Here is a 13,824-nt window from a genome sequence, read left to right on the forward strand (position 1 = left end):
AGAATAAATTCAGTCTTCAAATGTGTCCCACTTAATGCCCCTAATAAAATTTATGAAAAACAAACCTGCACATCCTACTCAAGAAGTTAGAGAAATGCTGGCCAAGAGGATTAAGACTAGGCGCAAATATCTTGGAAAATCGATCACGGATTTTCTTAAGTCAACCGGAGCATCATGGGTTTTGTATCGCACTTGGGAAAAACGGATTCCCCTTAAATATTACCCTGAGCTAGAGCGGGCTTTCACAGACTGGTTAGAAGTGCCTAATGGTTGGCTGCGAAATCTAAACATTGTGGTTGAAGAAGCTGATACGTCGGTGAATCTTTGCCATTCAGCTAAAACCATATCTGGAGAAATTCGTGCGATAAGCAGTTGGCTTTCGACTAAGAATTTAGGGCAGCGCACCGTCAACCATGAGCAATTAACAGAAAAGGACTTTCGGTGGGCGTCCATTTTTGCTGAGAGGTTTGGAGTGCTTGGTGAAGAGGCTTCCACGCTCCAAAGCGTTGGCGATCGATATGGCCTTACTCGTGAGCGTGTCAGGCAAATTACTGAAAAAATGCTGGAACGAGCTAGTGCTATACCGGTTAAAACGCCTCTAATGGACACATTTGTAAAAGAGATTGAGAAGTCGCTGCCAGCCAAGGTTAATGAATTAAACCATATTTATAGAGATTTCCTTGGTGAGAATTTATCGGTATACACTTTGGATCAATTCTGTCGTCAGATTCTGGGGAAAAGATTTTTGGAATTTTCAGATAGTCCTGCAGGAATGGTCGTCGCTTGGGATTTAGTGGCTTATACTCCTAATGAAAATATGGCTAAAGACTTGCGAGCAATTCGTGAGTCAATCAAGAGGATGATCACAAGTTGCGGGGTCGCACAGATCTCATGGGTAGTAGGAGAAACTTCAGCATCTCTTGGAATGCCTTTATCAAGGGAGGAGGTTCTCAAGAAGGCTAAGCTGATTGGTGAGTTTGAATGGATTCATGAAGATGCCGGATGGTTTTGGCTTGGTGAAAACTACCAGAATCGCAATAAATTACTTTCCATCGTTCGCAAGATTATGAGTGTTAGTCAAGAGGCTGTGGACGTTTCATTGATTGGACATGCCTTATTGAACTCACGCAGAGAGCATTATGGGGAGGATAATCCGCGGAGGCTATTGCATATAGAGCCATCGGTTTTAGTGATAACAGAGGTGCTTAAAAAGATTTCCTGGCTCGACTTTAAGCAAAGTGATGACTTCTACTCTAAAGTTACATTAAACCCTAAGGAGATCTTATCTGATATCGAATGGAAGGTTTATGATTTTCTAAGCCAGAACGGTGGCATTGCTTCGCGCTACAGTTTAACTGAGGCTATAAATCAGCATGGAGATCATACACCGGCATTAGCTTTCATGTTGAACGAGTCCCCTATCATTACAAAGGTTGGACGTGGGGTTTACATGTTGATAGGTTGGCCTCTGGACATGGTTGCTCTTAACAAAGCAATCAGCTCAGTCGGGGGTATTACTGAGCCTACATATGACGTAGACGAGGATGGCTTTATCATTTTCAAATATGAACTATCTGAATACCGCAATCGCGTGCGTATCTTTGATGTGTCTAATTCGGTTTCCCGACTGCTAAAGCTGGGTGCATACACAATGCAGGGCTTTGATGAGCCTGTAATACTAACACGATACGAAAATGGGAGCTGTAGGTTGAATCAATTTGTTACCAAGCTCAAAAAGCTAGGAATGAAGGTTGGAGATATTTTTTTGACCAAGATGCATCCCGTGCTCATGAAAATAGAAGTGGTGAAGTTAGCTTAATAACTTTTACTTCAAAAGGGATTTCGATAGGTCAGGTGTCAGCTAGCTATTCGAGCAGAAAGCTAGTTTCTGACCAAATGGAACTAGGGAAAATGACTGAGTGGATTCGCACTCTCAAAGCGCTCACATAACTCCTATGGGCTTATCTCAGTATGAAACACTATCTTGAAATATTTTTGATTGGTGCAATTCTCCATCCATGCATTTTGAAAGCTACAGAGGTCACATATTGTTTCGATAAAGCATGGGCACATCCTGATAATGGTCGACTGGGTTTGAAAGGTGGTCCTGCGATTGTATTTTGCCAGGCAGCTAAAAATGCAACTGAAGTATTAACTTGTTTCAATATCGCTTACAAGCATCCAGATAAGGATGGTTTAGGTTTAAACCTTGGACGAGCTAGATGAAGTTAAAAAGCTTACTGATAGGGCCAAATTTGAGAAGCTAATTATTAATGACTGGGCTAAGCCAAAAGGTTTCTTATAGCTTCTGAAAAGCGACTAGCTAGGAACTTCCTGCGCAGCAACTTGAAGCAATTATTCAGGATTCAGGCTCCCAATCAAACTCCACCCATGTTGGCGCGTGGTCACTAGCACCTTTTATGCCTCTATAATCCTTATCCACATTTGCATTTCGAAGACCTGCGGCCAATACCGGGCTCAGTAACAAGTGGTCGATTCTCAATCCGGCATTTCGAGACCAGCGATTTCGTTTGTAGTCCCAATATGTGTAAATGCTTTCATTGGGATGACATGACCTCAATGCATCAGTCCAGCCTTGCTTAACCAGATTTGCGAATGCTGTACGACTTTCAGGCTGTAAAAGGGCATCGTCGTCCCATGAAGTGGTTTTGTATATATCTAGATCGGTTGGAACAACGTTATAGTCGCCAGCGAGAACCACTGGCAAACCGGTATCTAAAAGCTCTTTAGCATGAACGTTCAACCGCTGAAACCAGGCTAATTTATAATCAAATTTTGGGCCTGGTTGGGGATTGCCGTTAGGCAAATATAAACTGGCCAGAATCAATCCATTTACAGCCGCTTCAATATACCTTGCTTGTTTGTCAGCAGGGTCTCCGGGTAAGCTGCGGCGTATTAAAAGTGGTTCAGTATCTCTACTAAGGATAGCTACCCCATTCCACGCTTTTTGCCCTTGCCACAAGGCACCATATCCCGCTTTTTCAATAGCTTTGATAGGAAATTTAATTGTTTCTGACTTAAGCTCCTGCAGGCACACAGCGTCAGGCTCGGTTTCGTCTAACCACTCTAATAATCTCTCAATACGATTATTGATCCCATTAATGTTGTAAGTGGCAATCTTCATAGGGTTATCCACCTAACTTAATGACAATATTTAAAAGATGGATAGCTGGTTACTATTCGGCTCAGAAAGGTCTGCATCTAGATAACCATCTGGGCTTAATTTCAGGATATCTCTGGCTTCCTCATGAGTAGCATTAAGCCAATGATGTAAGTTGGCGTTTTCAACCACTACAACCGAGCGTTTTTCATCATCAGGTTTATGGAAATGGCTCATAAAAGGATGCGTGTCAGCATTGACTGTGAGCATGGAAAATGACCTAATTATTTCTCCGGTGACTTGATCAGTGAAGCTTTCCCAGATTGAAGCAATTGCAGTTGGCTCCCCGTCAGATCGAGATATAGCAGTAGGCTTTGATTGCTTTCCAGACCTGTCATACAGCGGCTCGTAAAAACAATCAGCCAAGACTAGTCCAAATTTTCTTCTTTTCCAGGGCGCCTTATAGGACTTTCGTATTTCAACTGTTTCTGTCCTGGCGTTATAAGTTTTTTGCGCGAGTGCAGCGCGCTCTTCTGGGTCAGTCCACGGGGGTATCAGGCCAAAGTGCCCTAGTTCGCATCTGACAACGCCGTCCTCAAAAAATACGAATGGTGCCAAATAGTAACTAAAGACATGTGGCTTCCACTCAACTTGGGGAAGTTCACATCCCAGTTTTTCTTTTGCCCAACTAGATTGGGAAAGTTTGATCGGTTCAAAGTTACTGCACATTGAGTAAATGTTTCAAAAGTCGAATAGTTAACAAATGTTAGCAAATAGGATAATATGCTTAATGAGGAAAGACCTAAATAATAATACCAATTAGGGTGTGCAAAATGAATCAGAGCAATCTGTATGCAACACTTAGCAAAGCCGGTTTCAAAATCATCACATTTGAAGACTATCCGACAAACCAGGGTAGCTGGCGTGCAAGTTTCATGAAATCTTGCATGTATTGTGAAATATCCTGCAATCGTTACGATGGCTATCTGTCTCTGCAAGCCAAGAGAGCGGGCGTGGTCATTAATAAATCAGTGATTAATAGCCTGAAGTTTCTAACGGATGAGGCTGAATTAAATGCAGTGATATCTTGGTTAAGATTTTTACAAAACAATTCAAAAACAAATAACAACAAGGTATTTATAAGTCGTGAAATGGCATCCACTTATTAGGCACGTTAAAATTCAGATTTTAGTTGTTTCAACGTCAATTCTGATTAAAAACCTACATGGCTATGGTACAAAAGCCAAAGCTCAACTTTTATTATGCTGATACTTTTGGTTTTTGCATTAGCGTTCATCTTAAAAGCTCATGCGATAGCCATTTTCATTACAAAGCCTACTCAAGATTAAAAACACGTGGTTTTCAATGAATATTCGAGTAATCACAGTGTTGTTTTTGCTAATTCTAGTGGGGAGCTATGCTAGGAAAAGCGAAGCAGACCCTGCAAACCAACTCTCGGAAAGGCTGCTTGAGGCAGGTCTAATCAAGGCTTTATCCTTAGGCTCAGAAAAAGAGCGAAAGGCAGAATCAGGCCCCGCACTAGTTGCGTACATAAAACAAGGTTACTTACGAAGAAAGCCAGACATCCAACAAGATTACAACGATTATCGCTTTCCATTAAAGTTAATACACTTGCTTGGGCACAAAGTCTTGTTGATTGATGAAGAGAACATTACAAAATATATTGGATGCTGTGTAAATGAAGGGCTAGGCATTACTGTCGATTCAGAAGGACCCGATCTAGATTCATTTGCAAAGAATAATGGATGCTCAATCCGAAACAATCCTTATCTTCCTAATGAAGTAAAAGAGCGGTTACCAAAAAACGGTTGGTTTACCCTCAGTTGCAAAGCGAACGACGCTGAATTGTAGACTTTATGAACTTGGTAAAATTGATTTGCTTATTAATATTTTGTTCCTTAGGGTTACTAAGTCTTTCAGCGAAGTCGGAAATCGTCGTACCTCGTATTTGCACTGCAAAATTTCCGGCGATGTATGAGGCTGCTGTTGACGCAGTTAAATATTTCGACGAAATCACGGCCAGGAAAGAAAGACTCAAAGAGCAAGGGATCGTTCGGAGAGAATTCTCCTGTGCCGGAATTGGAATTCATGATGAGAAAAGCCAATTGCATGGTACCCCCTTATTTTGAAGCTTCGAATCGAAAACTCATCAGCATATGTGGATTTGGATCCTACATATCTATAGCCAACATTGATCCAAACAAATGTGGGGAAATATGTCCACCTATGGAGTGGAGAAATAACAATTGTGACGCTAAATATATAGAGTTCCAAAAAAACACAAGATAAAAATTCATACCACCAATTTGAGTAATTCAAATATCTAAGGTGAAACCAATAACACATCAAATTTCTTTTTGCCCCTTAGCCAGCATATTCACAGAATTGTCAGATTCAGGATGAGGATCTGTACTGAAATCGAGAATGCCATTTTCACCTCACTAACTCATAGTATTTCTTTTCCAACTGGGTGCCCAAAAGACATGCGTTCATGTTTGTTTTCTTCAGTTACACCTAAAATTAAATCTCGGAGTGTGTAATCATTTCCAACTGATGGTTTATTCCCGGCTTCTTCACTAAACAAACCCTTTAGCACTCCCAATGTAATACTGTTGGGAAGCCGCTGAGCAACATTAGCCCAGTGCTCGGAAGTAGACATTTCATCGTCTTTGGGATGTGAAATTTCAAGCACTTCTTTGAACATCACAAGTGAACGATGAATTAAATCCTCTATTGAAGTAGCACCGACAATTGTCATCATCGAAGTTGCTGTTTCCAGGCTTACTGAATATTCAGTGTCTTCTTCAAATTCAACAGTGATTTGGTTATCGTTATCTTCCATCACTTAACTCCTTCAGATCAGATGTTTTTCTCTTAAGGGATATGCGACTAATTAGCTTGTAGGTATCACCTTTGTTTCAGCGGCCAAATTCCGCAGTAATATCTGAACAAATCTGCAACTGAATTTGATTCCATGAGTCGTACGAGCTGTATGCGGTTTCGAGACACACTGTGGTTAGGGTATCAGTTTCAAAACTGATAGTGATTTCTTTAATAGCGGCTTAATTCATGGAATCTGCCAATGCTAGTCATTGGTAACAGTTGTTCTAACCGAATTGCAAAATCGTTTCAAAAGTAAGTTCATATTTACCTTTGTTCAACCCGCTAATGTCGTGTTCTATAACCTGGCCCGTATCGGTTTCAAAACGATAGACAATGCTCTTGTAGTCCTCATCCTGATAAGTTGCAGAAGAGATAGACTTTAATCTAGTCAGAGACCAGTTTTCCTGATTGATTAAATGGCCTGGGCTGATCACATATGTCTTATCAATTTTGTGACTTACCGCAAAATTTGCCAAATCATCAATGTCACCAATCAGATGCGTTGTAGTACAAACTGCTTCTTCTGAATCATCCTCGAATTCTGGTACTTCACATATGAACCAAGGCATAAAAGCAGATAGCTCAATCTTGTTAAGGCTGAAAATTTCACCGTCAAAAAATGCTTTTCGCAAATCAATTTGGCTGGCAAGGAACATTATTTCAATCCAATACAATAAATGTGTCCTTTAGATTATAGTCCTTTAGGGCACATGATGGCTATATAAAGTCCTTTATGAGGGCTTAGTATGGAATTTCAAAAAGCTTTAGGGGCTGCAATCCGCGATATCAGAATTTCTCGAGAATTGAGTCAAGAATTTTTCAGTGAAATATCTAGCAGAACTTACATGTCAGTACTGGAGCATGGCAGAAAGCGACCCACCGTTTCAAAGGTGAATGACCTTTCAGAAGCAATGGGAGTGCATCCTCTTACAATATTAACTTTAGCGTACTTAAAAACTGATGAACATTTAACTTTTAGTCAGCTTCAACAAACTGTCATACAGGAGCTATCGTTCATATTTGAAGGGAATGTTTCGAACTAGATAGTAAAAAATGTACTTTAATTTTTAATATTCTGAGTGAGGGCTAATTAGTAACGTTTGTTTTACCAATTGGTGAAAGAGTAAGTCCTGCAACCTTGAGGTTTTGAATACCAAAAGGCATAAAGATAATGGTAATGAGGAGCGCAGATTAAAGGTAGTCTGCGGAGAATAATAAAATGGCTATAGCAAAAAAAAATATTTATGCGTTCTATTCTTGGCAGAGTGACTCTCCGAAAGAAACTAACTTGAACGCTATTAGGGATGCAATTAAAAAGGCGGGTAAAAATATTGGAGCTATATATACAGATAAAAAAATCATCCTGGATGATGCCACCAGAGACACCGCGGGAAGCCCAGATATCGTCAAAACCCTTTTAGAAAAGATTTCCAAAGCAGATATTTTTATTGCAGACATAACGACAATTACTGATCCGGAAGCCAAAAAGGCATCACCTAATCCAAATGTAATGTTCGAACTAGGTTATGCTGCCGCCCAACTTGGTTGGGACAGAATCATCCTTTTGTTCAATGAAAGTATTGGAAATTTTGATAAAGACTTACCCTTCGATATAGGTAAGCATAGAACTGGCAGATACAATTTAACGAAACCAGTTGATCACAATGACAAAGAAGGGTTAGATAAGCTGCTTCAACATGCAATCAAACTAATTATTGATAAAGATCCAAAGCGACCCGCAGAGCTTGTTGGAAAATCTAGGGCTCAAATTGAGCATGAGTATGATGTAGAGAACTTGAGGGGTTTGATGTCTACAATTCATTTACCCATTATAGATAAGTTCATTTCCGAAATGCCGCACACACTTATTGATGAGGCATTTTTCTTTTGGGATTATTTCAAAATGATTTATACAGGAAGCACATTTCATATTTTTGATCCAACAATTAATAGGGAAATAGACGCATTTGCTCAAGCTTGGTCAAAAGCCTTAAGCCATCCTAGTTATTATGATCGATTACCTAATGATAATTACATCTTCGTTAGGCGTGGAAGGCCATTTGAGAAGGATGTAAAAGTTGCATGGGAAGAAATCGAAAATGCCTGCGATAAAATGAGAAATTCGCTTGATTTGATTTTGACGTATTTACGAAATAATTTTATTGAAGTCGATTTAAAGAAAGCAGATCAAGACGCATGGAAATTTTATGTGAAAATCAATTCTGCTTGATTTTAAAGGAATGCATAATACATATTTTTCACCGTAACTTAACTAATTGATTTTGATGAGCATCTCTTGAAATTTTTTAAATGTATGTATTTTAGGGGGTTTCAGACATGGGTTGTGAGCATGGCTGCATTTATTGTTACGCCCGTCCTACCCATGCTTTTTTAGGCATGTCACCAGGGCTCGATTTCGAATCAAAATTACTGATGAAACCGGATGTGGTAGATCTGCTTAAAAAGGAATTGGCCCATCCCAAATACAAATGTGCACCGATTGCCCTGGCGATGAATACCGATGGCTACCAGCCGATTGAACGGGAATATCAGCTTACGCGCCAGGTGATAAAAGTGCTTAGTGAAGCGAATCATCCTTTCAGCATGGTCACTAAATCGTCATTAGTCGAACGCGATATTGATTTAATAGCGCCTATGGCTGCCAAAGGCCTGGCCACTATTTACCTCAGCATTACGACTTTAGACAGGCAGATTGCGCGCCGTCTGGAACCACGTGCTGCTGCGCCTGAACGACGCTTTGAAACCTTGCGCAAATTAAGCGAGGCGGGAATACCTACAGGTGTCATGGTCGCACCGGTGATTCCGGCATTGACTGATAGTCACATGGAGCAAATCCTCGAAAAAGCGTATCAGGCTGGCGCAAGAAAAGCAGGTTATGTTTTCCTGCGTTTGCCGCACGAACTGACTAATTTGTTTGAAGAATGGTTACAACAGTACTTTCCGTTAAAAGCGCAGCATGTCATGAGCCTGGTTAAGCAAAGCCGTGGTGGTAAGAGTTATCAAAGTGATTTTGGCAAGCGTATGCGTGGCGAAGGGATTTTTGCGGATTTGCTGGCGAACAGATTCAAGCTAAGTTGCCAGAAACTGGGCATGTCCGGCGAGCGGACCGGTTTTCGTACAGATCTGTTTAAAGTGCCAGAATCCTGGCGTCATAAACCCACTAGCGCACAGTTGGTGCTGTTTTAGAGTTTTATATGTCTGATTTGCTATTTGTTTACGGAACGCTGCGTAAAGGTCATTCGAATAAGATGGCAGAATATCTTTCCGTGCACGCTGAATTTTTAACGGATGGCTGGTTTCAGGGGTATATGTACCAGATCAGCTATTATCCGGGAGTGATTGCCTCTGATGATATCAATGACCGTGCATATGGTGAGCTTTACAGGTTAAATGATCCGGAAACCGCATTGGCGTTATTAGATGATTATGAAGAGTGCAGTGCGCAGCATGTGCAACCTGCTGAATACAAGCGTATCACCACACCTATTAGCACCATAGACGGGAACATATTCGAACAGGTCTGGATTTATCTTTATCAATGGCCAATCACTGACAAGCTACTTATCAAAGAAGGTGATTTTATGAAACTGCTTGCAGAAGCTTAAAAAATAAAGGGCGCTGAATGCGCCCTTTATTTTGTCCTGTCAAAGAATTACAGCAACAAACGTCTTACATCGCTGAGCATCACACGCAGGTGGCTGGTGAATCTTGCGCCATCAGCCCCATCAATCACACGGTGATCGTATGACAGTGACAATGGCATGATCAGGCGTGGGTCAAACCCGCCTGAATCTTTGTTATAGACTGGTTGCATCGCAGCACGTGAAACCCCCAGGATCGCTACTTCAGGGCAGTTGATGATAGGGGTGAACATGGTGCCGCCGATACCGCCCAGGCTGGAAATGGTAAAGCAGCCGCCTTGCATTTCTTCAACCTTCAGCTTGCGCTCACGGGCTTTGGCTGACAGGTCAGCCAGGTCGCGTGCAATATCCATCACATCTTTCTGGTTCACGTCACGTACCACTGGCACGACCAAACCATCCGGCGTGTCGCAGGCAAAGCCGATGTTGTAATATTGCTTGAGGATCAGGCTATCACCTTCGGGCGACAGGGAAGCGTTGAAGTTAGGGTATGTGCGCAATGCATTAACCACTGCCTTCATCAGGAAAGCCAGCAATGTCAGCTTCACGCCGCGCTTTTCAGCTTCGACCAGCATAGATTTGCGGAAATCTTCCAGATCGGTGATGTCAGCTTCGTCAAATTGGGTGACGTGCGGAGCGGTGACCCAGTTACGGTGCAAGTTAGCGCCAGACAGTTTTTTGATACGTGACAAAGGTTTGTTTTCGATTGCGCCAAACTGGCTGAAATCGATTACCGGCATAGGCAATGTGCTTAGGCCTGTACCAATACCCATATTTTCACTGCGCGGCTTGGATAGCTCGCCTTTGACATAGGCTTGCACGTCACTTTGCACAATACGGTTCTTGGGGCCAGTTGCCTTAACCAATGACAGGTTCACACCCAGTTCACGCGCAAATTTGCGTACGGAAGGGCTGGCATGTGCCAGCTTGCCTGTTGCACCTACGCTGGATTCAGCAACAGGATTTGGTGTGGATTGCGGTTGCACGACCTGGGGCGCTTCAGCGATAGGGCGGCTAGGCTCTGGAATCGCGACTGTTTTTTCATCTACCTTAACCGTGGCCACTACAGGCGTAGCGGTTGGTTGTGGTGCCGGTTTCTCAGCCGGAGCCGCTTCGCCAGCGGTATCCAAGGTAATGATCAACGCGCCTTGCTTGGTTTTATCGCCCACATTGATGTGGATTTCTTTGACGACACCAGCAAGAGATGAGGGGATATCCATCGAGGCTTTGTCAGACTCAACGGTGATCAGAGAGTCTTCTTTTGCCACCGTGTCACCCACGCTGACCAGGACTTCAATGACGTCTACACTGTCAAAGTTGCCAATATCTGGCACGAGAACTTCTTTTAAGCTCATGTGTTAAACCTTTTATAAAAACGCGGTACTGCAACTAAGCAGCACCGATAATGGCAAATTAAATCGTTGTCGGGTTAGCGCGGCTGATATCAATATTGTATTTCTTGATCGCCTCAGTGGCTTTTGTCGCTGGCAATTTGCCGTCGTCAGCCAGGGCTTTCAACGCGGCCAATACGACATAGTAGCGGTCAACTTCAAAGAAACTGCGCAAAGCTTCACGGGAGTCAGAACGACCGTAACCATCTGTACCCAGTGTTACAAAACGGTTGCTAACGTAGTTGCGGATCTGGTCGGCAAATGAGCGCATGTAGTCGGTAGACGCAATCACCGGTCCTTCTGCATTAGCCAGTGACTGTGCCACGTAGCTTAGTTTTGGCTTGGCTTCAGGATTCAGCAGGTTTTGACGCTCGGCATCAATACCGTCTCTACGCAATTCAGTGAAGCTGGTTACGCTCCAGATATCGGCAGACACGCCCCAGTCTTTTTCCAGTAATTCGGCCGCAGCAATCACTTCACGCAGGATCACGCCCGAACCCATCAGTTGTACTTTTGGGCCTTTGGCTTTGGATTTACTGAAGCTGTACATGCCTTTAAGGATGCCTTCGGCACTGCCTTCCGGCATCGCTGGATGGCTGTAGTTCTCGTTCATCAGGGTGATGTAGTAATACACATCTTCCTGGTTTTGCACCATGCGGCGCATGCCTTCCTGGATGATCACGGCCAGTTCGTAAGCAAAGGTCGGGTCATAGCTGATGCAGTTCGGGATTGTCGCTGACATCAGGTGGCTATGACCATCTTCATGCTGCAAGCCTTCGCCGTTCAATGTGGTGCGACCTGCGGTTGCACCTAGCAGGAAGCCACGTGCACGGCTGTCACCAGCGGCCCAGGCAAAGTCGCCAATACGCTGGAAACCGAACATGGAGTAGTAAATGTAGAACGGGATCATCTGGGTGCCGGTGACGCTGTAAGACGTTGCAGCTGCCAGCCAGCTGGCGAATGAACCAGCCTCGTTAATGCCTTCTTCCAGGATCTGTCCGCTTTGTGATTCCTTGTAGAACATCACCTGGTCAGAATCCTGTGGTTCGTACAACTGGCCGACAGAAGAGTAAATACCCAGTTGGCGGAACATGCCTTCCATACCAAAGGTACGGGCTTCATCCGGCACAATAGGCACTACGTATTTGCCAACCTGCTTGTCTCTCACCAAAGTAGACAGGATACGCACAAACGCCATGGTGGTAGAAATTTCACGCTCACCGGTAGCGCCTAGCATATTTTCAAAGGCAGATAGCTCAGGCACGGTCAGTTCGTTACCTTTACGGCGACGGGCCGGTACAAAGCCACCCAATGCCGCGCGACGTTCCATCATGTACTTGATTTCCGGGCTATCTTCGCCTGGATGGTAGTAAGACAAGCTTTCTACCTGTTCATCAGTCAATGCCAGGTCAAAGCGGTCACGGAAAGCTTTCAGTGAAGAAATGTCCATGCTTTTTTGCTGGTGAGTAGTGTTCTGGCCTTCACCGGCGTCGCCCATGCCATAACCCTTCACGGTTTTCGCCAGGATGACGGTTGGTTGACCTTTGTGGTTTACCGCTGCGTGATAGGCAGAATAGACTTTATGCGGATCATGACCGCCACGGTTCAGGCGCCAGATGTCTGCATCAGACATCGCAGCCACCATTTCGCGCAGCTCAGGGTACTTGCCAAAGAAGTGTTCACGCGTATACGCGCCACCTTTTTGCTTGAAGTTCTGGTATTCGCCATCCACGCATTCTTCCATGCGTTTGCGCAGAAGACCATCTTTGTCCATGGCCAGCAAAGGATCCCAGTAAGAACCCCAGATGACTTTAATCGCATTCCAACCCGCACCACGGAAGTTTGATTCCAGTTCCTGGATAATCTTGCCGTTACCACGTACCGGGCCATCCAGGCGTTGCAAGTTACAGTTAATGACGAAAATCAGGTTATCCAGGCCTTCACGCGCGGCGAGTGAAATAGCGCCTTGTGATTCCGGCTCATCCATCTCGCCATCGCCGCAGAATACCCATACTTTACGGTCAGCAGTGTCGGCAATGCCGCGGTTATGCAGATATTTGAGGAAGCGTGCCTGGTAAATACCAGCCAATGGGCCTAGCCCCATAGACACCGTTGGGAACTGCCAGAAATCAGGCATCAACCATGGGTGAGGATAGCTGGAAAGACCATTGCCGCCGGTTTCCTGGCGGAAGTTATCCATTTGCTCTGCTGTAATACGTCCTTCCAGGAAAGCACGTGCATACACGCCTGGGGACGAGTGGCCCTGGAAATACACACAGTCGCCACCGAAACTTTCATTTGCCGCGCGGAAAAAATGGTTAAAAGCTACGTCATACAAAGTTGCCGCTGACTGGAAGCTGGCGATATGACCACCAATGCCTGGTGATTTTTCATTTGCGCGCAGCACGGTCATGATTGAATTCCAGCGGATCAGCGCGCGAATGCGGCGCTCCATCTCCGGGTCGCCAGGTAGTTTGCTCTGTTGATGCGTTGGAATCGTGTTGACGTATGATGTCGTTGCTTTATACGGCAAATGGCCGCCTGAACGGCGGGCCTGATCAATCATTGCTTCCAGCAGGAAGTGGGCACGTTCTGGCCCTTCATTCTCAATAACTGCGCTGAGTGCGTCTAACCATTCCTGGGTTTCTTGAGCATCAGTTTCATTGAGGTGTGCTTGCGAATGCGTTGCCATGCGTGAGGATTCTCCGAGTTTTAAGTCGCTGTGCGTATAATCCAGGTCTGTACT

The 13,824-nt window shown here is 44.0% G+C and carries 15 protein-coding genes; 8 read left to right on the forward strand and 7 right to left on the reverse strand.

The features are described from left to right. Positions 1-52: 52 nt before the first annotated feature. Complete coding sequence (locus ASG24_RS14885; RefSeq protein WP_255352565.1) at positions 53-1,819, forward strand: sigma factor-like helix-turn-helix DNA-binding protein; 1,767 nt, start codon at positions 53-55, stop codon at positions 1,817-1,819. Positions 1,820-1,971: 152 nt separating this feature from the next. Continuing rightward, the gene (locus ASG24_RS10395; protein WP_055871087.1) at positions 1,972-2,226 is read left to right on the forward strand and encodes a hypothetical protein; all 255 of its coding nucleotides are present in this window, start codon (positions 1,972-1,974) and stop codon (positions 2,224-2,226) included. A gap of 133 nt (positions 2,227-2,359) precedes the next feature. Here the strand turns inward: ASG24_RS10395 and xth are convergent, their stop codons facing one another. Further along, positions 2,360-3,145, reverse strand: coding sequence for an exodeoxyribonuclease III (xth, locus tag ASG24_RS10400; RefSeq protein ID WP_055871090.1), 786 nt, complete (start codon positions 3,143-3,145; stop codon positions 2,360-2,362). A gap of 30 nt (positions 3,146-3,175) precedes the next feature. After that, positions 3,176-3,850 (reverse strand): SOS response-associated peptidase, encoded by a 675-nt coding sequence (locus ASG24_RS10405; RefSeq protein ID WP_055871092.1) that lies wholly within the window; start codon positions 3,848-3,850, stop codon positions 3,176-3,178. Positions 3,851-3,954: 104 nt separating this feature from the next. On the opposite strand from ASG24_RS10405, the gene ASG24_RS10410 reads away from it, so the two are divergent. After that, positions 3,955-4,290, forward strand: a complete 336-nt coding sequence (locus ASG24_RS10410; RefSeq protein WP_055871095.1) for a hypothetical protein — start codon at positions 3,955-3,957, stop codon at positions 4,288-4,290. A gap of 196 nt (positions 4,291-4,486) precedes the next feature. Further along, positions 4,487-4,993, forward strand: coding sequence for a hypothetical protein (locus tag ASG24_RS10415; RefSeq protein ID WP_055871098.1), 507 nt, complete (start codon positions 4,487-4,489; stop codon positions 4,991-4,993). Between the two features lie 595 nt (positions 4,994-5,588). Here ASG24_RS10415 and ASG24_RS10425 read toward each other — a convergent pair. Next, positions 5,589-5,984 (reverse strand): hypothetical protein, encoded by a 396-nt coding sequence (locus tag ASG24_RS10425; RefSeq protein WP_055871104.1) that lies wholly within the window; start codon positions 5,982-5,984, stop codon positions 5,589-5,591. A gap of 265 nt (positions 5,985-6,249) precedes the next feature. Continuing rightward, positions 6,250-6,681 (reverse strand): hypothetical protein, encoded by a 432-nt coding sequence (locus ASG24_RS10430; protein WP_055871107.1) that lies wholly within the window; start codon positions 6,679-6,681, stop codon positions 6,250-6,252. Positions 6,682-6,771: 90 nt separating this feature from the next. Here ASG24_RS10430 and ASG24_RS10435 point away from each other — a divergent pair, with 90 nt between their 5' ends. Then, positions 6,772-7,068: a helix-turn-helix transcriptional regulator gene (locus ASG24_RS10435; protein WP_055871110.1), complete on the forward strand. Its 297-nt coding sequence runs from the start codon at positions 6,772-6,774 to the stop codon at positions 7,066-7,068. Between the two features lie 43 nt (positions 7,069-7,111). Here the strand turns inward: ASG24_RS10435 and ASG24_RS14960 are convergent, their stop codons facing one another. After that, on the reverse strand, positions 7,112-7,204 hold the full coding sequence (locus ASG24_RS14960) for a hypothetical protein (RefSeq protein WP_369814184.1): 93 nt from the start codon (positions 7,202-7,204) through the stop codon (positions 7,112-7,114). Positions 7,205-7,244: 40 nt separating this feature from the next. Between ASG24_RS14960 and ASG24_RS10440 the strand changes: the two genes are divergently transcribed. The 3 genes from ASG24_RS10440 to ASG24_RS10450 all read left to right on the forward strand — a co-directional run bounded on the left by ASG24_RS10440 (position 7,245) and on the right by ASG24_RS10450 (position 9,651). Then, positions 7,245-8,255, forward strand: coding sequence for a TIR domain-containing protein (locus tag ASG24_RS10440; RefSeq protein WP_055871114.1), 1,011 nt, complete (start codon positions 7,245-7,247; stop codon positions 8,253-8,255). Positions 8,256-8,362: 107 nt separating this feature from the next. Continuing rightward, positions 8,363-9,232 carry a PA0069 family radical SAM protein gene (locus ASG24_RS10445; RefSeq protein WP_255352566.1) on the forward strand — a complete coding sequence of 290 codons (870 nt, stop codon included), beginning with the start codon at positions 8,363-8,365 and terminating at the stop codon, positions 9,230-9,232. A gap of 8 nt (positions 9,233-9,240) precedes the next feature. Further along, complete coding sequence (locus tag ASG24_RS10450; RefSeq protein ID WP_055871117.1) at positions 9,241-9,651, forward strand: gamma-glutamylcyclotransferase; 411 nt, start codon at positions 9,241-9,243, stop codon at positions 9,649-9,651. A 47-nt stretch (positions 9,652-9,698) separates the two neighbouring features. Here the strand turns inward: ASG24_RS10450 and aceF are convergent, their stop codons facing one another. Continuing rightward, complete coding sequence (gene aceF / locus ASG24_RS10455; RefSeq protein ID WP_055829517.1) at positions 9,699-11,042, reverse strand: dihydrolipoyllysine-residue acetyltransferase; 1,344 nt, start codon at positions 11,040-11,042, stop codon at positions 9,699-9,701. A gap of 58 nt (positions 11,043-11,100) precedes the next feature. Next, a complete protein-coding gene (aceE, locus tag ASG24_RS10460) occupies positions 11,101-13,770 on the reverse strand; it encodes a pyruvate dehydrogenase (acetyl-transferring), homodimeric type (RefSeq protein ID WP_055871120.1) in 2,670 nt (889 codons plus the stop codon). Between the last annotated feature and the right edge of the window lie 54 nt (positions 13,771-13,824).

Origin of the sequence: Methylophilus sp. Leaf414 (assembly GCF_001425425.1) — a bacterium.
Taxonomy (GTDB): Bacteria; Pseudomonadota; Gammaproteobacteria; order Burkholderiales; family Methylophilaceae; genus Methylophilus.